The organism is Longicatena sp., assembly GCF_982403165.1.
This window is the reverse complement of the sequence record NZ_CEVYEL010000002.1, coordinates 20,212-44,242: the sequence shown is the minus strand read 5'-3', so window position 1 is coordinate 44,242 and position 24,031 is coordinate 20,212. Positions and strand designations below refer to the sequence as shown.

Sequence of the window (24,031 nt, the reverse complement as noted above, 5' to 3'; positions counted from 1 at the left end):
AAAAAGGAAATCATCTCACAAGATGACTTCCTTTACCTATCCATATGTCTTTATAATTGTCATTGTAATATACGATACCTTTATGTTCATCATAAGCCTTTTGAAAAGATACTAAGAGCACTTTCTTTAGATTTTCCAGACATTTTAAATAATTACCACGATATTGCTGGTTAAGTAATGCTTGATACACCTGTGACATAGACAATTCTTTTAAATTTGTAATTAATTTTTGTATTTTTGCATTATCATCAATACACATCAGAAAGTAGTTTTCTTGTATATCATGAATCCGTCTGTGACAATAACTTCGAGGATGATAGTTTGTAATCATATTCCAAATATAGAAAAAATCACAACTGCGTACAGGTATGGAATAACTGGCATCAGAGAATAATTGTAAACATAAATTTTTCTCATCAAAGCCTCTGTTATCTTCACATATCACATCTAATTTCTGTATTTCAAAAACGTGTATCGTCTGCATAATTTACTGTTCCTTTCTTATGAATGAAACATATAAAGAAACAATATAAATTTACCAAAATTTATATCATTTCTAAATAATTTTAACAATTAAGAATTCAAATATCCTAACATAGCCGCATTCAACAAAGAATTACTACCATCAAAAATCCATTTTTTATTCTCTTTGCGATAGTTAACTAAAACAGTTTCTTCTTTTTGTTTTGCTTTTTTCATTTTCTTAGTAAACTCACTTTTCGTGAATTCATCATCTTTTTTTTGTTTCATGGTTTCATAGATAGCATCATTCATTGTATCTATATAATTAAAGTTTTTTACTTTAACACTGACTGTTGCTTTATCATCTTTGATTTTTTCTTCATTAACCTCATAGGTCATATTTGCATAAGTTAACTTCATAAGTTTTTTTTGCAAACCAGCACTCTTATCATAGCTTTTTTGATCAAATTCAGCACCGACGATATCACATGCTTCTTTATATTTTCCTTCTTACATCTTCTCCAAATAAACTTCTGTCAACCCTTTTGGTGAAGACTTATCCGTACGCTGGCATCCGGCAATTACCATTGCCATCACCATACAGCAGAATACTGCCATTATCTTTTTTAACTTAGCTGATTTTTTCATTTTTACGACTCCTTACTTTTTTAACTGTTTTATAACCTATCATTAATACTAAAGCTCCAGTTAGCACTAACAGTATAATTATTTCCTTTGACCACGTTTTCTTTGTTATCATTGCTTTATGCTTTGGTATGTACTTTGTTCGTATTCCTCTTACCAATAAGCGATGTGAATTGATTCCATATGGTGTACAGGTCAATAAAGTCACATGATCTTCATTGGCAATTGGTTTTAAATATTCTGTTTTATTAGGTTTCACTACGATGATCTTATCTACTTTATAAGCAAGAACTTGATTATAAATATGAATGTAAAATTCATCACCAATTTCCATTTTATCCAAATCTGTAAATAATTTTGCCTCAGGCAAACCGCGGTGGGTACTTAAAACCGTGTGATTCCCTTTCCCTCCAATAGGAAATGGTGTCTCACGTAAATGGCCAACACCTTTGCGGATAACTTTTTCTGCCACACCATGATAAATAGGCAAGTTTAAATCAATACAAGGAATCTCCAATGTGCCCATACTACCAGAGGCAACATTCATGATGTCATTATAGTTATCAGGAATAACCACACCACTTCCAGGTACAAAAGGGTCATGTACCTCAGTACCTAAGATGCTTTTGTTATATACCTTTGCCTTATCAATTTCCTTTTTTACCATTACTTTATCATAATGCAATGCCTTATCATTGTATTTCTTTACAGCTATGGTTTGATCATAATTAGACAATAAAACATTTACGTTTGGATAGGCCAGTAAAATAACACCACCTAGAAACAGCAAGGTTGTTATTAGCTTTCGTATTTTCATCTTGTTCGTATAAAGCAGAAAAGAGGGGAACTGAATCCCCTGATTTTCTACTTAACAGCTTTACGGCTGCCTTTTCTATTTAATACTACTGCTGCACCAATTAAAGCAATACCACCGATAACAAAGATAATAGTACCAATACCACCGTAAATAGAAGATCAGTATTTGTCAGTGCATTGTATACAGTTATTTTTTGATTATCTAAATGACTTGTAGCATTAACTGTTACTTTTAAAGGCTCACTCAATAAGCTATATGGTTCACCTTTATCACTAATAGGAGCTTTTGTCTCTACGATCCAATAATCCGTTGAACGATTATTGTTATCTTCAAATGACTCACCTAAAGTACCGTAAGCTAAACCAAAGATTTCTACGATACCTTGTTCATTTGATACAAAAGTATCTTTACCATTAATGCTGATTGGATTCTTTTTAGCTTTTGCATCCGCTTACGATGCAAAAACCTGGAATTCTGCACCCTTCAATACTTTTGCAGAATTTTCCTTATCAACCTTTATCATTTTAATACCGCCAGTATGTACTTCTGGTGTATCGCTATCTTTCTCATAATCCTGATCAGCAGCATTTGTAAAAGACAAATGAGCGGTGTTATCGATTTCTTCGCCTAAATCTGCCGTCTGATTTATTTTTGTATAGAACGTAGCATAAAAAAGATTATGCTGCCGTCACAACAAGGTTTTCTTCTTTTTTCTAAAAAAAAGAAACATCACTATGAAAATGACATTTCTTTTGCCTTATATTTTCCATAATTTATTAACTTTTCTTTGTCTTACCCTTTTTATGCATCACTTATTTGTCAAAATACCATGTGAAATCACATGGTATTTTGACATATTTTATACGATTATTGCTCTTATGCTGTTTATTGATCAAGCTCCCACACAATATTTAAAGCTTGCATAGCGTTTAATCCCCATGGTGCACCAGCAATTTGATCCTTACTCTTTCCTTTGATGAAGAAAGAGGTGATTCCTGTAAATCGAAATGCATTGTTAATGCTAGTAACCGTGCTAGGTATTTCAATACTTTTTAGTTTCGTGCACTGTACAAAAGCATCTGTACCAATTACTTCCAGTCCTTCAGCTAATGTTATACTTTCCAGTGCCAAGCACCAGCCAAAACCATTTTCCGGTATTTCTTTTAATTTTGCAGGGAGACTGATATGTGTAAGACTCGTACATTTATTAAATGTCGCATATCCAATCTTTTGCATCGAATCTGGTAAATTGATTTTCACAAGGCTGTTACATTCAGCAAAAGCTTGGGAACCAATTTCCGTTACCCCATCCGGTAGTACAACGCCTTCTAAATTAATACAATTCGTAAACAAATAATCATTGATAACCGTGATATTTTTAGGAATAACCAATGTTCCTTTCAAGGCATTGCATCCTCTAAAGGCACTTTGTTCCAGAATCTGAAGATTATCCGGCAGTTTAACACTTTCTAAACGCAAACAGCTTTGGAACGCACTGTATCGAATAGCAGTTACGGATTCCGGTATTGTAATGTGGAGCATATACTCGGCTCGCCAGAAGGTCTGCGGCATAATTTCTTTCAAATTGTTGGATAACTTAATATCACTCAGCCAGCAATCGTAGAATGCCGCATTACCGATGCTGGTGACACTGTCTGGCATGACTACACTTTTTACTTCATGTTTTGCGTTAAAAGCATTGCCTCCGATGCTAACGACAATACAAGGTATGTCATTCACGAGAATGACTTCCGGAATCACTACATCTCCTTGATTTAATATTACCTTTTCTTCTGAAACGGCATCAATGACTCCATTATTCACCATTTCACTTGTCAAAATCACAGTTCCTGCTGTTTGCAATGTTTTGGTTTCTTTTAAACCGCCATAAGCAAAGGTTAAATCAAAGGTTGTACTCGTCGGTACTTGATCCTTATCAATTACATATTCATCTTTCGCTAATGTTTTGATACTTCCATCGGAATACATTGCCCTTACGATAAAATCATCTTTATCAAGCAGTTCTTCTTTTAGAAAAAATTTCTTTTTCGCTTCTATGGACAACTGGGCCAAGATCACAGGTGCCTTAGCTTGTAGTAACATGGTATTTTCAGATAGTTTGCTTGTCTTATCTTTTGTCCCCGAGATTTCCTTTACGACATATGGTGTATTCTGTTTTTCACTCACTGTCCATACCGTGTCATCACAAACCTCTATTCTGGCAAATTGTTTCGCTTTTATCGTAATCTCGCCGGTAGCCTGCGTGGTGCGTTTGGCTACAATTTCATTTGTTTCACTATCATATACCGTATAGGCAAGATGAACACCTTTGCGCGTTTCCAAGATTTGTTTTATATCAGTGATGTTTTCTTGGCTAGCCCGCAGTACCTGACGTAACTCGAAAGTGAATTCCTGATCACTGTCATTTTCCATTTCTTTCGCAATTTCAATGACCGTCTTGCGATTACTATTTACAAACCCCACGGCATCCTGGCAATCAATACGACCATTATAGCAATCATCCAGTGCATCAACATATCCACTTAACTGTCCCCATTCAGCATCACTTTCCTCTATCAACTCCACGATTCGATAGGTGCCATCTTTGACGATGCTAGGCTGTATTTTTACATCTGCTTCGCTAAAATAGATGATTGGATATCCATTTGCACTCTTCTCGATGCTAATCTTACCATCACGTTGTGTTCTTTGGATGCGATTACTTGAAATGCCCTTTTCATCAGCGATAATATATGCTACATTTGCGGCTGGATTCCATACTTTTCCATCATATACATCTACACGATAAACTAGTCTGGCTCCTTTCATCACTTCATCGCTGCCCAAATGCATCCGTTTATAAATGGCAGACGTTTGATCTCTTCCACTAATCTGATTCTGTAAAATAGCCAGTGGCTGCTGTTGAATCACATTTGCCAATTCCCCTATCTTTGGTGTGATTTCAATAAAACCGCCATTCTGTTTATAGAGCTTATAACGATCTTTACTGCTCTCGCTTAACCGATAGCGCGTATCTTTCGGTAAAGTATTGATCATGATTCGTTTCCATGGTTCTATCTGGATTTCTTTACCGGCTTCCCATAGTAAGGTCGCTCGTGTCTGATGTATGGTATCCAATACTTGTACTTCTGTTGTTTCCTTAGGCCAAACAGCCCATTCCCCGTTATGCTCTTGGATTTCCAGTTTCAGATGCACCTTTTCCTTATCTCTAATTTCGGCATTTTGTCTGATATCTTCTAAATAAGCATTCCCCCTTCCGTTATCTTCTTCGCCGACCACATATTCTTTTCCGATCATGAAGGTATTGGCATCCCCATTTACAAAAGTGACCGTACTGTTTTCCGCTAATTTCCCTATAGCCGGTGTTTTATCAACCGGATAAATTTGTTCATAATCGGCATCCGGTGTTTCAATGATCGTATATTCCATTCCTTCAACGCCCACATCTTGAAAGACGACTGTTTGCTGATGCTGAATGCTGAAATAGCCATCGTTCGATGTTTTACCCTGACCAACCAGTATACCGTTTTTCATGATCTGATATTCCTTATCGGCATATGGTTTGCCTTCGATTAAAATTTGCATCGTAAATTCTCTTGTTTCGATAGCCTGTTGCTCACTTTCTGACACTTTGGATGGATCAAAACTGACAAGCTTTGTAATTTGGAGAGGACGTAATAGATAATCATTTACGATTGTTGCTTCGGCTTTCTTAGCATAGCATGGCATCATTCCTTCTGCAGTAGCGTTAATTGGTTCATAATAATCCCCATCCGTATAACCGGTATCATCGATTTCTTTTACCTTGTAGCTTTTTCCTGCGGTAAAGCCCTCGATCTTAATGATTTTTCCTGCACATGCTGCTGAAAATCTTCCGTTTTCATCAAGGATCCCTTCTACATCGCTTTCCAATCCATCTTCATTTAAGATGACCCAGCGTGCACCGGTTAACAAATGATCATCTGAAGAAACTTCGAATGTGAATTCCTTCTTGCATTCCTCTGCATTTTGATGCTTTACTTCCTTTGTTAAATACAGTTCTTTCCATTTATAGTGATTTGTGATCGTTGCAACATTTCCGAATGTTTCCATAATACCGCTGGCGCTGGTTTGTTCACAGAACCAATCTTTACCTGGATATATTTCGTTTACTTCATAGCGAATGCCTTCATCTCCGGGAAAGAGAGCTATGATTTCATTTGCTTTTATTTCAAATTGTCCATTCGCATCTGTTTTGCCCTCTTTCAATTTCATTGGTATGCCACCATCATTTCGTATACTGTCAACTACCCAATACTCTGCATTGGCTAGTGGCTGATCATCTGCCTTTATTTGAAAGTGAAAGGTTTCTTTTGTGATATCCATTTTATCGGAATGTCCTTGTACCTTTTTTTGCGCATAAAGCACTGGGCGATACGTATTTTGAAATGTCATCGTACGGGTATCTTCATGCTTTATATCTGTGATGTCAACCTTCCAAAAAGGATTTTCCTCTTCTTTGATTTCCATCAGCGATTGATCTAAAAGATGAAAAACAGCTTTTTCATCTGCATGCAGATAAAAGCTTCCATCTGCTTCTGTTGCATACACCCGATTCGTACCACATGCTGTCCAACCATCCCCTGTTTTCTTATACAATTGATATTCCTGTGTAGCAAATGGTTTCTGTGCATAGCTTGCCTGAAAGCGAAAGGACATATCTTTGCTTTTCTCAGGTATTTTTCCTTGCAAAGTTTTAATAACTTCCAATGTTTCCGGCTGATGCTGTTTCACACGTACTGCAATTCCATTCACCGTGCCTTCACTTTGATCTTCAACGACCTTAGAATAAAAACTGGCATCGTTATACGCATAGGTGGCAGGATGTTTTTTATCATGAGTATTCTCATGGTTGGCAGTATCCAATGATTCGTCCTCTTTTGGTGATTGCATATGAATCTGAAAGGATACCGCGCCCATTTCTTTAATGGTAAATGGATCTCCTTCCCTATCCTTTCTCATATCCACGGCAATTGCTTTCACCTCAGATAGCTCACGTTTCCAGTCTTCACTTCGTATCCAGCCATGTTCCACGGTTAAGACCTCATCTGGTGCCTCATCTTCAGTAGTGATTTTCGCATTGCGATTCGCATTGTTATAGACAATTGGAGCAGCACCTTTTTCTTTTCGTTCATTTACATTGATACCTGTAAAGCTGCCATACCACCAATTGTTTTCAAAATGGTTATCTGCTTGGTATAAAGGAGCATCTTCTAAGCGATCAAAAACAACAATATCGCTTAATGTCTTCGTTGCATTTTTAACGCTGATTTCATACGTATAACCATGATTACAAAGTACCGTAGCCTCGGTATCGAAGCTGCCAAAGCGATCATCATCTGAACGTACTAGTTTTTCCAATTTACTCATAGAGGCCATAACGATGTCCTCATTTACAGATGCGTTTGCATATAGCACTGTTTGTTCCTTTTGATTGCCATCACCGTCAATATCTTCACCAAATATCTGATAGCGTTGTTTATCTTCATCACTTGGGTAGGTACTTCCATCATCCGGCATAACTTCATTATCGGTTCCTAACAGTGCTTCATCATCTGTTTTGGCAGGCATAAAAGCCGCAATATTGGTCGCCGCATTGCTGATATCGGCATCTTTCCAATCATAATATGCTCCAAAGCTGACGCCCCAGCCTTCCATCCACATCTTATCATAGTAGCCGGAAGCATCCTCTCCTTCGTATTGGATATGGAAGGCGATTCTCGTTCTTCCACTTCCCCGATAGTTGGTATCAGCGACAGTTTGAGAATCCTCTGTTGTTTTCATCTCTTCTGCAAATAGGAAAGTCGGAAAGGTTAAAACGATCATCGTGATGACCAGTATCATAGAGACAAGTTTCTTACCATAATTTTTCATCTATACGTTCTCCCTTCCATTTCCACTTTTTGTAACATAAACATATTTGAACCATGAGCTACATCTATGCGAAACTAAGCCTTTTTCTTGTATACCATGATGGCATTCAACCAGAAAATACCTATAATCTTTCGACTAGGTTTTTTCATTCTATAAGGCAAAGCCCATGATCATCTTTTCACTAAGTTTCGGTTGCTTTTTCCCAGACATGTTGACCTTATCATAGCGTTTTTCATTTGCTTGTATCCATGATCATTTTCATAACGAAGGGCAATTTTTACCAGCATCTATCCATTGCCTTTTGTGTTTATAAAGCTGCTTCAGCAATACCAGCGCATTGACCTTGCATTAAGCATTTTTCATTATTTTCATAAAAGACATCTTATCTATAACAGTGTTCGTTATAGCTCTCATTGCCCATGTACAGGATCCTTTTTGCTTAACCCATGTACAGGATAATCAATAAGCGCGTGTGTCAATTCTTTGTCAATATCTTAGAAAAACATAACAAGATATTACTAAATTTTACATACGATTATAGAAATATCGTTATGAACGTACATACTTTCCCCTTGTGGCTATAGCATAAGGGCAATAAAAAAAGGAATCTCGATACAATCGGAAATTCCTGTCATTTATCCTTACCTATTTGGTCAAGTTATTTCTATTTTCGATCAGCGAATACGCATTCCTTTAGGGTATTTATTTTTTAACACCATGCCATCCCCTTTGGCAAAGCCGATGGGATGCTGATGCCACAATAAGGCCGTATACCCCTTATACGCACTGACGGATAGAGGATGACCTTGTAAAAAGAGGTGACATTCCTCATCACGCATATCATAGGTCTGTAAAAACTTATCCTGATGCAAACTTGCGCTATAAAAATGCTGATGTGGCTCTATGCGGTTTTTCATGATTTCCCCGGCTAAGATGCCCTGGCGCAGGATATGAATTTTCTTTATAAATAAAAAAGGCGTTTGTTTCAGATATAGCTTATCCTGCAATAGTAACGTATGCGCAGGCTGCTTTGCCAGCTGGCTTTTTAAAAAGGCTTGGGCAAACATTGGCAAGGCTGTATCCGCCACTTCTTTTTTTCGCGACATGACGGCTTGACCATGTTTCTTCATCTTAGCCACAAAATGTCCTTCCCCTTGATCCATCGGGAAAATTCTTCGCACCTTTGTCACATCCAGATCACGATATGAAAATCCGCTTCTGCCAAAGTTAACCTGGCAATCTAATAATTCCATATCTTCATGATGCTTTAAAAATGCATATATGACTTCTTCATTTTCTTCCATCGAATAGGTGCAGGTAGAATATACAAGAATGCCCTCTTCTTTTAAGGTTTCATAAGCACTTTCTAAAATAAGCTTTTGGCGCATTGCGCAGGAAGCCACATGTTCTACGCTCCAATCGTCCATTGCCTTGGCATGTTTTTTAAACATGCCTTCGCCACTGCAAGGAGCATCTACCAAGACCTTATCAAACCAGCCGCCCATTTCCTTGGCCAGTTCATCGGGACGTGCATTGGTAATCATACATTCACTAAAACCTAAACGTTCCATATTGCTCATCAATACGGCCGCCCGCTTTGCCTCTATTTCATTACTGACTAACAAACCACTGTGCTGCAATTTCGCGGCAATCTGCGTACTTTTGCCTCCCGGAGCTGCACACATATCCAACACCCAATCCCCCTCTTGTACATCCAAAACTTCTACGGCACTGGAAGCACTTGGCTCTTGCATATAAAACAGACCGGCAAGATGTGCAGGATGATTACCTAACCCTTTTTCCTGGTGTGGAATATAAAAGGTTTCAGGACAGATAGCAGAAGGCTTACACTCACAAACAGACAGCTGTAAAAAAGCCTCAACGCTTATCTTTGTCGTATTAACACGCAACCCACGATAAGCATCTTCCTCTAACGTTTTTACATAAGCCTCATAATCCTCTTGCAGATATTCCTTCATCCGCTGCAGAAATTGTTCTTTCATACACATCCCTCCAATACCTTCGTATTTTATCATACTTCTTCAGCATATGCATCCAGCAGCAGTGAAGAATGTTTCAGATACCATCGTGTTGCCAGCTGCATGCTGAAGTAAAGCAAACCACCCACACAAGCGGGCAATAACAAATACATCAATAGTGAGACATCCGCTGAAAGCTTTAACAAGATCAATATGATATAGCCCCACAATAAGATGGTCGTTATAAAGATAGCTACAAACAAATATTTTCGCCATCTTCTTAAGAAGGTTTTTTCATATAATTTACGCATTGCGTCCTTTCGCTCACCAAAAACATAATACACACTGCAAGCAAGTTGCTGATGCTGAATGGTTTTATGCAACAGCAGAAAATAAAGCAGTACACTGCCTCCTAGAAAGAAGATGCTGGCAATCGCAAAAAAGGTGAACAATTCCTTGAAATCAATGACTAGAACTTGCAGCAGCAAAGAATTTTTTAAGCTTATCTCATATAAATTACTAGTATTCAAATACTGCAATGCCTCTCTTACTTCCTCCACACTGTTTCCTTGATAAGTTACCTGTTTGATTTGGACATTTTTCACCAGGACATCCGCTAAACCGGTTTCATCCATATACACGGTTGCATCCTTTACCTGCTCGTTTCCTTCCATCATATCCATGCTCGGTAATAAGAAACCGGCAATTTTCACATTCTTACGATACAACATACTGTTAATTGGTGTGGCTTCGATTGTATACGCCTGTACCTGTATTTGTTTACCGATCATCTCATCAGCAAAGCGAATATAGGCATACAATTTTTCCTGATAGCTCATTGTCTCATCGTTTGCATAGCGTTCATAAGGGAACCCCATTTCAATAGCGGTGGCTACATCAAGGACAATTTCATCCTGCGCAATTGGGGTGTAATACACAATCTGCTTTCCATTATAAAAACGTGAAAAGACATCAATCGGCTGAATATCTTGAATGTTTACAAAATGATCTTGATATAATAAGCGTTTGTTACTGGAAGGAAAGCTTTTCATCTTCGATAAAGGATGTTGTTTCAGATAACCGCTTTTTACATACAAGGGATAGCCCAGATGCATTCCTAAAACGCCATTTGCAGTCTTATCCCCATCCTCATCCTCAAAAACCCCGGAAATCCGTAAAGGCAGGCCATACCAAGAAATTGTCATATGCAACAGTTTCTCTGCCGGTATCTCTTGATGAAAGAGCTGATGAGCCGTTTGCAACGAAAGACAAACTTCATCAAAGGTTGTAGGATAATGCCCCTGCAATTTTTTGATTCCGGCTTGCTTGGCAGTATTTGCCTCCACCACAGGCAAGTAATTTTCTAAGGGTATGGCTTCTTTATCGTAAATACCTTCCAGATAGGCATTGGCAAAGGTTGCATTGACCGCTACATAACTACATAGCAGATTGCCCTTCATATGCTTCTGTAAGATTGAAACATCCTTTGATGATAGATTCGTTTTTAAAGCGGGATATAATGTCCCATCGTCCCCTTGGGCTATCTTATGGACGACAAATGAATTCGTCTTATCCTTCTGCAGCATGCCCAACTCAATATTGACGATATCTAAGCTCGTTGTGCTCCATAAGATACAAACAAGGATCAATGACATCAATGTTAAAAATTTTAACGCATGATAAGGCCAGCGATAGCGACGATGTTGCTCCTCAAACATCGCATGCCATCCCTCTTTCTGCATGATTACACCAGGTTGTTGAATATCCTGTATTTTTACTTCTTCATCTGCTTGATTATCACTGATTAAAATACCTTCACGAAATTCTAAGATGCGTTCACTATAGGCATGACAGGCAGGATCACCGACAACGATGACCAGTATGTGTTCACTATAAATTTTTAACAATTGATAAATACTTTGCAGCTCTTCTTTTGAAAATGGCGTACTATCGGGATAAAAAATGATCGAACGATAGGTACGCAAAGCACTTCGGGCAAGCATCGTTTTCACTTTATCTTGAAAGCTGACTTCTTCAATGCTTTTTTCTGCTATGGAAGATAATTGCCAATCTTGCAGCACCTGTTTCACCTTTGTCTTTTCATATGCATATTGTAAAACAATATTTTCTTTCACACTTGCTGATGGTAAGAAAAGGAAATCGCCAAACCAGCTAGTCACACAGCTTGTGCGATACCGGCTTCTTTCCGTCACAGAGAAATTGGTTACTTTTGTTTCATCACACTGTAAAAATCCGGCATCCGCTTGTTTCATACCGGCCAAAAGATAACTGATGGCCTTTTCGGTTTCTTTTTCCTTAGCCGTAATGGCACAAAACCCATGTGCAGGTAATACAAAAGAGACATCTGTTAACAGATACCGCTGTTTGTTTGTCATGGTGATATGGGATACTTTCAGCATGTTCAACACCTCTCTTTATAACTAGCATAATTTGCTTTAGAAAGTCAATGCCTGTAAGAGAATCGTAAGAACAAGCTAAGCTTCTTTCGAAGAAATCTTATGTAATAAATCATCTTCCTTGCGCGCATACGCACTGCCCACCTCATCTGTGAGGAAAGGTTGAATTTCCGGGTCATAATTACATAGTGTATTTAATTTATAAATGCCGCAATGATAAGGATCATCGAGATATTCCTGCGTTTCATCACCAGCCATAAAACGCCAGCCGCTATCCCATTCCTGCTGTGGTTCTTGTCGATACATATAACCGATTCGACAGCCATCTACCAAAATGCGGTCACTGGCAATACAGCCATCTCCGCCTTCCCAATCATGGAGCAATTGTAATATTTCTTCCTTGGACTTCACAAATTTTTTGGGCATCGTCTGATACCAGCCATGTACGCCCCAAGCACCGCCTTCACTCAACAGCTGCTGCAACAATCGCATATGCAGCTGGAATAAGCCATCTGCCTCTTCATCCGTGCCACCATTACGCAAATTAAAATATAAGGCGCCACATAAAGAGCTTAAGGCAAATTCTTGCCAGTTCGCATACCAGGAAGACACCCTGCGGGCAATTGGCAAACAGCGTTTCCAAAAGGCTTCTTCATCAATCAAATGACAGGCATACGCTCTGCGATATAGACCAATGATCTCATTGGCATCCCAAGCATAAAAGCCTTTGTCTTGTGTGAATGGATAAAAAAGCTGCGCATAACTTTGAAAATGCTCAAACATGGTTTTTGCTTCCGGCTGCAGATCTTGAAGATCAAACATCGGCTGTTCTTTCCAAAAAGATAAAAATTGAACATATTCACGGTGTTTTGTAAACAGATGTTCACAGCAGGCCTCCAAGCTTGTCACATCCTTTATGCCATAAAGCTTATCCAGATGGTTTCGCACTTCTTGCGCCTGTTCATCATTACACACATACATCTGTTCATAGCCCATATGCTCTGGGATGCCTGGTGTCTTACGGCAGGTTGAAATACCGCTGAGCAGTAATGTAAATTTTTTTAAAGATATTTCGCCGCCTGAAAGAGCATTGCGACACATCGCAGTGTATGCCTCTTGTATCTGCGGCAATAATGCCTTTGTGTGGCTCCATGTTGTTTCCTTTTGTTTTGTCATATATAATCTCCTGTTTCTTTCTTCTTATTTTACTATAAGAATCGCTTTGTGCATAGTCAATACGGATGACTTTTCCTTAAACATGACAAAGATAAAGAAAACAGCATACTTCCTCTACGATGCTGCTTCTTCTTTGCTTGGATAGCCATATACTTTACGTAATAGATAGACAACAATGCATTGAATGACAAACAAAGCGGCTAAGACCGCCGGCATAAATAAGAAAATACCGGTCAGCTGATATAAGCTAGCTACCAAAGCGATTTTCGGTGGAACACCGACAAACATATATTGGGTATCCAGCATCAGATTGACAATAAAGGCGATGGAAAACATACAGCAAATAATCAAATAGTTTTTCTTCATATAGCGATATTGTAAAAGCGTAGTATCACTTAATTGAATGAGCGAAAATAAGAGAAAGGCGCCATGTAAGATATAGAAATTGATCGTGCGATAAGATACGATTGGATATAAGCCGGCAATATTCGCAGGATAAATCATGGCTACCCCTCCAGCAACTAAGCCAACTACCCCACTAAAGAAACGCAAGCTATTTTTTTGTGTAAAGACACAGGCAGCATTCATATAAACACAGCAGCTGCAAAGTTCTAAAGGCAAGATCTGAATCCATACCTGTTCATGACAGTTAAGTAAGAGCCATAGCGTATATATGGCCTCTTCGATTAGAAAATATAAAGCCATATAGATCTGAAACTTTCGTTTGTTAGATGTGTTAAGCGTGCTGTAACGATGATACAACGCATAAATAATGATGCCCATGAGGCATAAAAAACACAAGTGCGCAATAGAAAAAGTCTGAAATGGTGCAGCCATTGACTTGATTTCGGTATAATATGTAAAAAAATCCTTCATGTAAATCACCCTGTTTTATTTTAGCATAATTTCTACTGAAAGTTCTTAGGATATCTTAATTAAAGAGAAAACATGTTCCTCGCTCATCATTCACAGAACATGTTTATGCAATTATCTTTGTTATTGAAAGGGTTGTGTTAAAATCGTGTTTACAATAGTTTTTGCATCAATGCCATATTTATGCAAGACATCTTGAGGGGTCCCACTTTCTCCATACACATCGAAAACACCTACCATGCGCAACGCACAGGCATGTGGCTGCTGCGCAAGAACTTCGGCAACGGCACTGCCTAAACCACCGATTATAGAATGCTCTTCTGCCGTTACGATCAGCTGATGATCCTTCGCCAGCGAACATAACAATGCTTTATCAATCGGTTTTATGGTATGCATATCGACAATCGTCGGCACAAATGGTAATTGTTTTGCTGCCTGTAAAGCTTCTTGGACCATGATTCCACTGGCTACGATGGCTACTTTTTCCCCTTTCTGTAGGACATTCCCTTTTCCTATCGTAAACGGCATATTTTCATCATAAACCGTATCAACAGCCATTCGACTTAAGCGAACATAACAAGGACCATCCATCCTCGCTATGGCCTTGATCATCTGGGTGGTCTGCTGTGCATCACAAGGCTGTAAGACACACATTCCGGGAATCGTGCGCATCAATGCCAGATCTTCATTACATTGATGAGTAGCACCATCTTCTCCAACGCTTAATCCGGCATGAGTTGCACATATCTTTACATTCAGATGTGGATATCCGATCGCATTGCGAATCTGTTCATAGGCTCTTCCTGCCGCAAACATCGCAAAGCTGCTGGCAAATGGGATCTTGCCACTGGCTGCCAAGCCGGCTGCCACACCCATCATGTTACTTTCCGCGATGCCCATATCAAAATGACGCTGTGGACATACTTTTTTCGCTTCGCTTGTTTTCGTGCTTCCTGCTAAATCAGCATCTAAAACAACAATGTCAGGATTTTGTTTTACGAGTTGCGCTAACGCTTCACCATACGCCTCACGCGTTGCCTTTTTTACCATTGTGCATCACCTCCTAAGTCCTTGATAGCTTGTTCAAATTGCGTTGCATTTGGTGCTTTGCCATGCCATCCTGCTTCATTTTCCATAAAGGATACCCCTTTCCCTTTAATTGTATCGGCAATGATCACCGTCGGTTTTCCTTTAATCTGACGAGCCTGTGCAAAGGCCGTTTTGATAGCATCCATATCATGCCCATTGATCTGCAGGGCATGACAGCCAAAGGCAATCGCTTTGTCATACAGCGAATCTACTTTCATGACATCATCCACCTTGCCATCAATTTGTAAACCATTGTGATCGATGATGACACATAAATTATCGAATTGATAATGGGCAGCACTCATCAATGCCTCCCATACTTCTCCTTCCTGACATTCCCCATCACCTAACAATGCATATATGCGATGGGTATTGCCATCTAAGCGATTTGCTAGTGCCATCCCTACTGCGGCGGAAATCCCTTGTCCTAAAGATCCCGTAGACATATCTACCCCATCAATATAATTCATATTCGGATGTCCTTGTAAGCGGGTATTGATGCGGCGAAAAGTTGTTAAATCATCCTTTTCCAATAGTCCTTTCTCACACAATAACGCATAAAGCAGTGGTGCCGCATGACCCTTGCTAAAAACCAAACGATCACGTTTTTGACCTTGGGCATTTTCCTTTGTTATATCCATCTCATCAAAAAATAAGACTGTACCAAGATCGGCAGCACTTAAAGAACCGCCGGGATGACCGCTTTGTGCGCTAAAGATCTCCCACAGCACATCCTTACGCACTTGTCGTGCTATCTGCTGTAATTCTTCTTTTTTCATATCCCTTTATCCTAATCAGTAATCGTACAACATCCTGTAGCTCTTACCAATGATCCTTTCTTTCTATTTTGTTAAATCCAGTGAAAATGCTGACATGCCTTTTGAATACCATCCCTTACATTCGTATCCGTTACATAATCTGCTTTTTGTTTGATATCTTCACTGCCATTGCCCATCGCAATGCTACACCATCGTTTGTCAAACATGACAAGATCGTTGGTATCATCGCCAAAGACCACGACATCCTCGATACGACCATGGATACGTTCGATCATATGTTCAATGCCTTTATCCTTTTCATCGTATTGAAACATTAAATAATTGCCCGCAAAGCGCAGATGTCCTAAAGTATTGCACAGTGTTAAACGCTCTTCCTCTTCCTTTGGAATGGAAATATAAATCTTATAAATGGCACTCAGTGCATCATAATCTAACGTTTCATCAATGATGTATTCCGTTGGTTCTAAGCGTTCCCCCATTTGTTCACGAAAACGATTATCTTTGCTGTAGCAACGCAAGGAATCATCTAGCATTAAAAGAAGGCCATAACCTAACGCATCTGCCTGTTTACAAATCGCTTTTGCTTTCGCCAGATCCAAAGGGCGATTTTCCACCAGTTCATGATCAATGACTAGGCCAACACCGCCATTACACACCATATTCGACAAGCCAATCTTTTCCATGAAGCCTCTTGCTTTATAATGAGCACGACCAGTAGCGATGCTGACAAAATGGCCTGCTGCTTCCAGCTTTTTCAACGTTGCTAACGCACTGGGAACAATTTCACCAGTTGCACGGTTCGTTAAGGTTCCATCTATATCAAAGAAAAAATATTTCTTGTGCATCTTTTTTCCTGGTAGTCATGTACATATCAAACATTTCTACCTTTTCCTTTCTAGAGAAAAGATGATTCTCAAAAGAAAATCATCTGTCTACTCTTGTGACTGCAGCTGCGCTAACATCGCATTTGCCATCGTTGTTAAAATGATCCAACAGGAGGTAGCTCCTGCATCCAGATGACCGCGGCTGCGTTCGCCTAAACGAGCAGCTCTGCCGATTTTCGCTACTAAATCCTTTGTGCTTTCTTTACCGGCTTCTGCCCCTTTCGCCATTTCTCTTAAGCACTGTGAAAACTCTGCATCTTGTTTGATAGCTGCTTGATAGGCCTGACAAGCCGGATAAATCGTATCCACTAATGTCTTATCGCCAACCTTAGCTCCAGCCAGATCCATCAAACCCTGTACCGCATTTTCCAATGCTTCTAAAAAAGCTTCTTTCGTGATAGGCTCTGCCTTTTTTAAAACCCGGCTCAGCTTAGAAAACATGGTGCCGTAAATAGGTCCCATACTGCCGCCAATGTCCATGACTAAGGTACGTCCTAAGATTTTTAAAGCTTCCGCAAAAGAATCGCTTGGCTCAATGCGCTCCTTTGCCATCATAAAGCCTTTATTCATATTAATGCCGTGATCTCCATCTCCGGTTGCACCATCAATCTCACTCAAGTAAGATGCTTGTTCATGAATGGCATCGATGACTTGCAAAACGATACCGGCATTTCCTTGATTACGTAAGGTTTCCATAAGTTATCTCCTTGCCAACTGGGTCATACCCATGGTTTCTACTTCCATATCGACACATTCCTTTAATTCCTCATCCAATTCCATGATCGTTAAGGTTACACCATTCATTTCCAAGGACGTAAAGTAATTGCCGACATAAGATTTATAAATACGAATATCCTGTTCCTCTAAGAGCTTGGCGACTTCTTCAAAGAAGATATATTGTTCCATGACCGGCGTTGCCCCTAAACCAGATACCAACACAGCAACTTCACAGCCTGCTTTAAATGGTTTATCTTCAATGACCAAACGGGTCATTTCTTTCGCCATTTCTTTTGCCGTACCAAGTTTTTCAACTTTAATTCCCGGTTCCCCATGATGACCGATACCAAATTCCATCGTTCCTTCTTCAATGGTGAAATTCGGTTTTCCATTCGCCGGTATCGTACATGGACTTAATCCAACACCGACACTACGTGTATGATCAATGGCCTTTTGGGCAGCAGCAATCACTTCATCCAAGCTAGCTCCCATCGCTGCCTTAGCACCGCCAACCTTCCACATGAAGATTTCTCCGGCAACACCGCGACGTTTCGTACGATCTGCTTTATCAGCACTGGCCACATCATCATTGGCAACGACTGTTTTTACGACGATATCATCATCTTCCGCTAATTCCATCGCCATCTTTACATTCATGTTATCACCGGCGTAATTGCCATACAAGCAGGCAACGCCCATGCCTTGATCAACCGCACAGAAAGCATCGTAAAATGATTTTGCCGTAGGAGAAGAGAAAATTTCACCAACGGCCACGGCATCGACCATATTCTTTCCGCAATAGCCGATAAACGCTGGTTTATGCCCACTGCCGCCTCCAGTAACGATACCAACCTTTCGCTTCTTAGTAGCTTCTTTTGAAATGACAACACGAGGATTATTTTCATCAACGCGTATCAGATCATGATGACAGCGCTCAAAACCTTTCAGCATATCTTCAACGACTTCATCACAATTGTTAATGATTCTTTGCATGTTGTTTCCTCCTATCTGTATTGACACTCGATTTCCCTGATCCTATCTACCTTTGCCTTACTTGCCCCACCGGCAAATTCACACTGCAGCCAGCGTTCCATCAACATCAATGCAGATTGGATGGCAATTACTCTGGCTCCCATGCAGAGAACTTGACAGTCATTGCTTTTACGACTGCGTTCTACGGAAAAGACATCATGCCCTACGGCTGCGCGAATGCCTGGTATTTTATTGGCTGTGATCGCCATTCCGATACCGGTTCCACACATCAATATTCCTTTTTCGGCACGCCCTTCGACGATTTCTTTGCACAGCTTTTCTGCCGTGTCCGGGTACAAGGATGGGTTTTTATCATAGACTCCCACATCAATGACATCATACTGTAGTTCTTTTAATCGCTGATGAACTGCCTCTTTCATATCAAAAGCAGCTTCATCACATCCAATCACAATTTTCATTTTCTTCACCTTTTATATCATAATGATCAGATGAGTGGAGCAATTCCACTCATCTCATCGACGAATTCCTTTCGCAAGTCTGTAATACGAAGAACACGTTTTCCCTTTCTTGTTTTCTTCTCAGACAGTAGTTATTATTACAGCTCGGTAATCGCAAAGACTACTTTCACCGGTTTTGCTTCAAAGTTTACCAACTGATAGCTAACACCAGCTGGAATAAAGAAAGTATCTTCCGGTTCCATGACGAAGCTTTCTTCCAGCTCTACCAAATTTACCGTTACCGGTCCATCCACACAATACAAGGCGGCATCTCCTTTATGTGTATCAGGATCAGAGCAGCGAGGCCCATAACCACCGGCCGGCAAGATAAATTCACCAAAATGTCCATAGTCATTGCTGGTGATGAAACGCATTAGCATTGGATGACTGGTTCCATGCACATTGTTTAATTTTTCAAAGTCACGAACGGCATAAACGGCACCGGTTTCTCTAGCTTCTTTTGCATCCACTGGCCAATGTCCGATATCATCGGTACAGCCCTGACGGGAAATATCATGAATCTTATCGCGCATATTTGGTAATGCATCGTTGTTCGGTCCTTTGTAGAACTTTGTTTCTTCATCGGTTGGAATAACTGCCGGTGGAATCTGTTCGCTCCATGCCTTTGGTGTGATGAAGTACAGAATGCGCGCTTTGCGGTCTGAGAAATTATGACAGCAATGCCATGCGCCTTCCGGCATGAACAGACCTTCTCCGGTTTCTAAGTAAGCAAACTGGCCATTGCCGCTGCGCTGTACGACCGGTCCATCCAGGATGTAGTAAGATTCATCACCAGGATGGATATCCAATGGTGCAAATACACCACCAGGTCCTAATTCATAGATACCCAGCATGAAGGTATCGGTTGTAATCATCGTGAACGTATTATCACTGGTAAATGCGTTGTTTGGTGGATACAATGCTGTAGAATAATCCTGTTTACGAATTAGCATTGGTTTTTTATCCTCAGGTTTGAATGGGAAATTTCCCATGATATCAAATAATTTTGCCATAAACTTGTCTTTTCTCCTCTTTTCTTATTCAGCTTCAACTTCTTCGGCAGGAACATCCTTTTTTAATACGACTAATAAAGCAGCCGTAACAATTGCCCCAACTACCGCAGCAATGATGAAGTAGATTGGATTATTCATTGCAAAGGCTACAAACAAACCACCATGTGGAGCCTGAATGGTTAAGCCCAGCATATAAGATACGGTACAACCAACAGCAGAACCAGCCATCAAAGATGGAATTACTTTTACTGGATCACTGGCAGCAAATGGAATTGCAAATTCTGTAATCATACCAGCAGCACCTGCAAGTAAACCAGCTAAAGAGTTTCTTTCAGAGCTTGTAAATTTGCTTTTCTTAACAAGGATAGCGATTGCGATACCTAATGGAGGTGTGATGGAACCAACGAAGTTTGCACCCATGACCATATAGTTTCCAGTATCCATAGCAGCTAAAGCGAATGCATAAGCAACTTTATTACAAGGACCGCCCATATCAAATGCCAACATGCATCCTTGAATGATACCTAACAGCAATAAGTTTCCGGTTCCCAGAGAATTCAGCATATCAGTTAATGCATTGGTAACCGCAGCGATAGGACCACCGATGATGTATACCATGATAAGCCCCATAGCTGTAACGCCTAATAATGGAATGATCAAAGTAGGCAGCAAGCTGCGCAGCGTCATTGGCATAGGGATCTTCTTTAATAATAAGACTAAGTAACCAGCGATGATACCACCGATCAAACCGCCAAGGAAACCAGAAGCCTGATTTAAGCCCCAAGGATCGGTAGCCATCCAACCAGCGATCATACCTGGCGCAATACCTGGCTTATCGGCAATACTATAAGCCGTATAAGCACCCAGGATAGGTACCATCAAGCCAAAGGCTGCTTTTCCTAACCAGAACATTGTAGAAGCGAAGTTGCCCCCTTGCGCAACATCATTTGGAATATTATAGCCCCCCAACAGGAAACCGATGGCAATTAACAAACCGCCAGAAATAACGAATGGAAGCATGTAGGAAACGCCGGTAAGTAGGGCCTCCTGTATCTCTTTTAATTTATCTTTCATGTTTTCTATCTCCTTTTCATTAAGATTATTTCAAAATAATGCTTGGATCTTTGATGACATCATGGGGTGAGAACTTTTTGATCTTATCTTTATATTTATCAAAGCGTTCTGCCTTACTGATGCCGACATCGTTAGCGAATACGATCAAATCAGCAGCTTCAATTTCGTAAGGTTTCAGCTGATTTTCAATGCCCAATGCCCCTTGTGTTTCCACCTTACATTCATGATGGTTTTTCTTGCAGAATTTTTTTAATGCTTCAGCAGCCATGTAAGTATGCGCAATCCCCGTTGCACATGATGTGATAGCTACGATCTTCATCACAAACCCTCCTTTCTTTTTTATGAACAAGCCTTCATCAGTGCCAACATTTCATCATAGCTGTGCACCGAATCCAACTGATCGACAAATTCTTCTTTTGCCAACAAGCCGGCTAAAGTTGCCAATACGCGCATGTATTGATCTGCACTTTGATTCCCTGGAATCGCAAGCATAAAGACATATTTTACATCGCCCTCTTCTCCACAGCTCTGATATAGGAAGGGAGAGGAACAGCGACAAAACGCAATTCCGGATTTAACCACTTCATCACAGCGACCATGAGGAAGACCGATGAGATTTCCCATATACGTAGGTCCCATAGCTTCGCGCTCACGAAGTGCAGTAAGATACGCTTGCTGATTGGTTATAACACCGGCTTCGAAAAACTTTTCACTCAATAGCTGAAACATTTCTTCCTTACTGTTAAAGGGCGTATGATCTAAGATCATCGCTTCCTTTGTCAGCACATTTCCTAACTGAATATCCGCCATATGCGCTTACCCTTCCTATAACGTACAGGTTTTGCCGTTTTTAAATACAGCCAGCACTTCTTTTGCGTATTCCTTCATGAAACGATAAGCTTCTTCATCGGCTTCATGCCAGTATGCATTGCCATCTCTATCTTTCAGATATTCATACATGTGCTTGCTGCAAGCTTTTGCCATATAAGAGTAATAATTTACTTTGGATACCCCTTCATTGATAGCTGCACGTACCTGATCAGCATCAACTCCACTGCCACCATGCATGACCACACGACAATCTTTTGGCATAGCTTCCCGAATGGCTTTTACACGTTCGATATCCAATACTGGTGGTTCGGCATAAATACCATGTGCCGTACCAAAGCATACAGCTAATGCATCAACCCCGGTACGCTGTGCAAATTCAGCAGCCTGTGCAGGATCGGTAAAGGTTTTCTTGATAGTTTCATGTGTCCATCCTCCACCATCACCATGCGTATCATCTTCTGTGGAAGTCATTACTCCTAATTCTGCTTCCACGGTAACACCTAACTTGTGTGCCATTTCCGTAAATACTTTTAAGTTTTCCACGTTCTCTTCAAATGGCTTTGCACTCAAATCATACATGATTGAGCTGAATCCACAGCGCAATGCACGCATAACGAAATTATAATCACTGCCATGATCCAAATGTACACATACCGGAACACTTGCCTGTTTTGCATATTCCACCATTTTAGGTCCGATCAATTCAATAGGAATCAATGGATCATGCACCTGTGCATGGTCAATGATGATTGGTGTCTGCATTTCTTCAGCAGCATCGACAACTGCACGCAATGTTGTCATGTTTGGTGTGTTGATACATCCGATGGCATATCCTCCCGCTTCTGCATCCTTTAAAATTTTCTCTAAATTTACTAACATTTTCTTATCCTCCTAGTTAATTTCATCCGCAATCTTTTGCAGATTTGCCAGTCCCTTCACTGCCAGCTCTTCGCCGGTTTTCGCAAAGCTGCGCCAAATTGCACAATTCTTATTCAATTCTTCAAAGCTTGGATCAAAGCTTTCGATCGTGCATGGTTCACTGTAACCGATCTTTTTTAAGGCGGTAAAAAATTCCTTGAATGGTACCATGCCGGTTCCCGGAATCCCACGATCATTTTCATTTACATGGACATATCCCAGATATTCCTTGCCGCATGTTTCTACCGCTTTGGTAAAGCTTTTCTCCTCACGAATCATATGGAAACAATCCAAATGCACCTTGATGTTTCCGGTGCCAACATCTTTGCAATAGCGAACGCCATCTTCTGCGATGTTAATAAAATGGGTTTCAAAGCGATTCACCGCTTCGACACAAATATTAAGTTGTGGATGTACCTTTAACGCATATTCACCAACTTCTCGCATCGCTTCCACAGAATGCTTCCATTCTTCTTCGGTTCGCGGTTTTCCGCTTAAGCATCCCCAGCCGGCATAATTGACACCGCCAAGAATCGTGCTGCTTAATTCTTTATTGATATCAACCAATTGTTTCATCGCTTCAATACCGCATCTTCTGACTTTTTCATCTTCACTGATCAAGTTGGTAGAAGCATCCAAGGTCGTCGTTGTCACGGCTCTTAAGTGAGTTTTCGCAAGCTCTTCTTTGACCCGTTCCGTGGGGAAGGTTTCAGGATGGGCAATCGCAAAATCAATTACCTCAAATCCCAATTCTTCCGCTTTCTTGATGATCCAAAGATCTTTTTCAGAGAAGTTTTCTGTCCAGATGAAACTATCCACGCCAAATGTGATCTTCATGTTTCATCCTCCTTTCCTGTTTCCTTTGCTGCCTTCATGATACCGTATGGCAAGTACAGAAAGCAAATATCATAAAGCTTCCTTTTGCACGAATGT

21 protein-coding genes are annotated in these 24,031 nt (G+C 40.2%); all 21 read right to left on the bottom strand.

Annotated elements, in window-relative coordinates; all coding sequences use genetic code 11:
- Positions 1-10: 10 nt before the first annotated feature.
- The gene (locus tag AC1VS3_RS00670) at positions 11-484 is read right to left on the bottom strand and encodes a hypothetical protein (protein WP_119957470.1); all 474 of its coding nucleotides are present in this window, start codon (positions 482-484) and stop codon (positions 11-13) included.
- Positions 485-573: 89 nt separating this feature from the next.
- Positions 574-882: a hypothetical protein gene (locus AC1VS3_RS00665; RefSeq protein ID WP_481275474.1), complete on the bottom strand. Its 309-nt coding sequence runs from the start codon at positions 880-882 to the stop codon at positions 574-576.
- Positions 883-972: 90 nt separating this feature from the next.
- A complete protein-coding gene (locus AC1VS3_RS00660; RefSeq protein WP_321195588.1) occupies positions 973-1,110 on the bottom strand; it encodes a hypothetical protein in 138 nt (45 codons plus the stop codon).
- Positions 1,094-1,924 carry a class C sortase gene (locus tag AC1VS3_RS00655; RefSeq protein WP_119957469.1) on the bottom strand — a complete coding sequence of 277 codons (831 nt, stop codon included), beginning with the start codon at positions 1,922-1,924 and terminating at the stop codon, positions 1,094-1,096. Before AC1VS3_RS00655 ends, AC1VS3_RS00660 begins: the two co-directional genes overlap by 17 nt.
- 885 nt (positions 1,925-2,809) lie before the next feature.
- On the bottom strand, positions 2,810-7,858 hold the full coding sequence (locus AC1VS3_RS00650) for a leucine-rich repeat domain-containing protein (RefSeq protein WP_321195587.1): 5,049 nt from the start codon (positions 7,856-7,858) through the stop codon (positions 2,810-2,812).
- Positions 7,859-8,532: 674 nt separating this feature from the next.
- A complete protein-coding gene (locus AC1VS3_RS00645) occupies positions 8,533-9,861 on the bottom strand; it encodes an RsmF rRNA methyltransferase first C-terminal domain-containing protein (protein ID WP_119957468.1) in 1,329 nt (442 codons plus the stop codon).
- 29 nt (positions 9,862-9,890) lie between these two features.
- Positions 9,891-12,257: a hypothetical protein gene (locus tag AC1VS3_RS00640; protein ID WP_119983197.1), complete on the bottom strand. Its 2,367-nt coding sequence runs from the start codon at positions 12,255-12,257 to the stop codon at positions 9,891-9,893.
- Between the two features lie 75 nt (positions 12,258-12,332).
- Entirely contained in the window at positions 12,333-13,430 is a 1,098-nt protein-coding gene (locus AC1VS3_RS00635; protein WP_119983196.1) for an immunity protein Imm33 domain-containing protein, read from the bottom strand.
- Positions 13,431-13,544: 114 nt separating this feature from the next.
- Complete coding sequence (locus tag AC1VS3_RS00630; protein WP_481275475.1) at positions 13,545-14,267, bottom strand: TMEM164 family acyltransferase; 723 nt, start codon at positions 14,265-14,267, stop codon at positions 13,545-13,547.
- Between the two features lie 159 nt (positions 14,268-14,426).
- Complete coding sequence (locus AC1VS3_RS00625; RefSeq protein ID WP_117547195.1) at positions 14,427-15,353, bottom strand: transketolase family protein; 927 nt, start codon at positions 15,351-15,353, stop codon at positions 14,427-14,429.
- Positions 15,347-16,171, bottom strand: a complete 825-nt coding sequence (locus AC1VS3_RS00620; RefSeq protein WP_331866792.1) for a transketolase — start codon at positions 16,169-16,171, stop codon at positions 15,347-15,349. The genes AC1VS3_RS00625 and AC1VS3_RS00620 overlap by 7 nt, the downstream gene beginning before the upstream one ends.
- Before the next feature lie 71 nt (positions 16,172-16,242).
- On the bottom strand, positions 16,243-17,016 hold the full coding sequence (locus AC1VS3_RS00615) for an HAD hydrolase family protein (RefSeq protein WP_008689360.1): 774 nt from the start codon (positions 17,014-17,016) through the stop codon (positions 16,243-16,245).
- 87 nt (positions 17,017-17,103) lie between these two features.
- Positions 17,104-17,751 carry a dihydroxyacetone kinase subunit DhaL gene (dhaL, locus tag AC1VS3_RS00610; RefSeq protein ID WP_008689361.1) on the bottom strand — a complete coding sequence of 216 codons (648 nt, stop codon included), beginning with the start codon at positions 17,749-17,751 and terminating at the stop codon, positions 17,104-17,106.
- A gap of 3 nt (positions 17,752-17,754) precedes the next feature.
- Positions 17,755-18,765 (bottom strand): dihydroxyacetone kinase subunit DhaK, encoded by a 1,011-nt coding sequence (locus AC1VS3_RS00605; protein ID WP_008689362.1) that lies wholly within the window; start codon positions 18,763-18,765, stop codon positions 17,755-17,757.
- 11 nt (positions 18,766-18,776) lie between these two features.
- A complete protein-coding gene (gene rpiB, locus AC1VS3_RS00600; protein ID WP_008689363.1) occupies positions 18,777-19,223 on the bottom strand; it encodes a ribose 5-phosphate isomerase B in 447 nt (148 codons plus the stop codon).
- Between the two features lie 137 nt (positions 19,224-19,360).
- On the bottom strand, positions 19,361-20,275 hold the full coding sequence (locus AC1VS3_RS00595) for a cupin domain-containing protein (protein WP_008689364.1): 915 nt from the start codon (positions 20,273-20,275) through the stop codon (positions 19,361-19,363).
- Between the two features lie 24 nt (positions 20,276-20,299).
- Positions 20,300-21,349 (bottom strand): PTS fructose transporter subunit IIC, encoded by a 1,050-nt coding sequence (locus tag AC1VS3_RS00590; RefSeq protein WP_008689365.1) that lies wholly within the window; start codon positions 21,347-21,349, stop codon positions 20,300-20,302.
- Positions 21,350-21,374: 25 nt separating this feature from the next.
- A complete protein-coding gene (locus AC1VS3_RS00585; RefSeq protein ID WP_008689367.1) occupies positions 21,375-21,668 on the bottom strand; it encodes a PTS fructose transporter subunit IIB in 294 nt (97 codons plus the stop codon).
- A gap of 20 nt (positions 21,669-21,688) precedes the next feature.
- Entirely contained in the window at positions 21,689-22,159 is a 471-nt protein-coding gene (locus AC1VS3_RS00580) for a PTS sugar transporter subunit IIA (RefSeq protein ID WP_008689368.1), read from the bottom strand.
- A gap of 15 nt (positions 22,160-22,174) precedes the next feature.
- Positions 22,175-23,059 carry a class II fructose-bisphosphate aldolase gene (locus AC1VS3_RS00575; RefSeq protein ID WP_008689370.1) on the bottom strand — a complete coding sequence of 295 codons (885 nt, stop codon included), beginning with the start codon at positions 23,057-23,059 and terminating at the stop codon, positions 22,175-22,177.
- Between the two features lie 12 nt (positions 23,060-23,071).
- Positions 23,072-23,935, bottom strand: a complete 864-nt coding sequence (locus tag AC1VS3_RS00570; RefSeq protein WP_008689372.1) for a sugar phosphate isomerase/epimerase family protein — start codon at positions 23,933-23,935, stop codon at positions 23,072-23,074.
- Positions 23,936-24,031: the final 96 nt, after the last annotated feature.

Coding starts and splice junctions, on each gene's coding strand:
- AC1VS3_RS00670 (WP_119957470.1), bottom strand. CDS start 484: ATGCAGACGATACACGTTTTTGAAATACAGAAATTAGATGTGATATGT.
- AC1VS3_RS00665 (WP_481275474.1), bottom strand. CDS start 882: ATGAAGTTAACTTATGCAAATATGACCTATGAGGTTAATGAAGAAAAA.
- AC1VS3_RS00660 (WP_321195588.1), bottom strand. CDS start 1,110: ATGAAAAAATCAGCTAAGTTAAAAAAGATAATGGCAGTATTCTGCTGT.
- AC1VS3_RS00655 (WP_119957469.1), bottom strand. CDS start 1,924: ATGAAAATACGAAAGCTAATAACAACCTTGCTGTTTCTAGGTGGTGTT.
- AC1VS3_RS00650 (WP_321195587.1), bottom strand. CDS start 7,858: ATGAAAAATTATGGTAAGAAACTTGTCTCTATGATACTGGTCATCACG.
- AC1VS3_RS00645 (WP_119957468.1), bottom strand. CDS start 9,861: ATGAAAGAACAATTTCTGCAGCGGATGAAGGAATATCTGCAAGAGGAT.
- AC1VS3_RS00640 (WP_119983197.1), bottom strand. CDS start 12,257: ATGCTGAAAGTATCCCATATCACCATGACAAACAAACAGCGGTATCTG.
- AC1VS3_RS00635 (WP_119983196.1), bottom strand. CDS start 13,430: ATGACAAAACAAAAGGAAACAACATGGAGCCACACAAAGGCATTATTG.
- AC1VS3_RS00630 (WP_481275475.1), bottom strand. CDS start 14,267: ATGGCTGCACCATTTCAGACTTTTTCTATTGCGCACTTGTGTTTTTTA.
- AC1VS3_RS00625 (WP_117547195.1), bottom strand. CDS start 15,353: ATGGTAAAAAAGGCAACGCGTGAGGCGTATGGTGAAGCGTTAGCGCAA.
- AC1VS3_RS00620 (WP_331866792.1), bottom strand. CDS start 16,171: ATGAAAAAAGAAGAATTACAGCAGATAGCACGACAAGTGCGTAAGGAT.
- AC1VS3_RS00615 (WP_008689360.1), bottom strand. CDS start 17,016: ATGCACAAGAAATATTTTTTCTTTGATATAGATGGAACCTTAACGAAC.
- dhaL (WP_008689361.1), bottom strand. CDS start 17,751: ATGGAAACCTTACGTAATCAAGGAAATGCCGGTATCGTTTTGCAAGTC.
- AC1VS3_RS00605 (WP_008689362.1), bottom strand. CDS start 18,765: ATGCAAAGAATCATTAACAATTGTGATGAAGTCGTTGAAGATATGCTG.
- rpiB (WP_008689363.1), bottom strand. CDS start 19,223: ATGAAAATTGTGATTGGATGTGATGAAGCTGCTTTTGATATGAAAGAG.
- AC1VS3_RS00595 (WP_008689364.1), bottom strand. CDS start 20,275: ATGGCAAAATTATTTGATATCATGGGAAATTTCCCATTCAAACCTGAG.
- AC1VS3_RS00590 (WP_008689365.1), bottom strand. CDS start 21,349: ATGAAAGATAAATTAAAAGAGATACAGGAGGCCCTACTTACCGGCGTT.
- AC1VS3_RS00585 (WP_008689367.1), bottom strand. CDS start 21,668: ATGAAGATCGTAGCTATCACATCATGTGCAACGGGGATTGCGCATACT.
- AC1VS3_RS00580 (WP_008689368.1), bottom strand. CDS start 22,159: ATGGCGGATATTCAGTTAGGAAATGTGCTGACAAAGGAAGCGATGATC.
- AC1VS3_RS00575 (WP_008689370.1), bottom strand. CDS start 23,059: ATGTTAGTAAATTTAGAGAAAATTTTAAAGGATGCAGAAGCGGGAGGA.
- AC1VS3_RS00570 (WP_008689372.1), bottom strand. CDS start 23,935: ATGAAGATCACATTTGGCGTGGATAGTTTCATCTGGACAGAAAACTTC.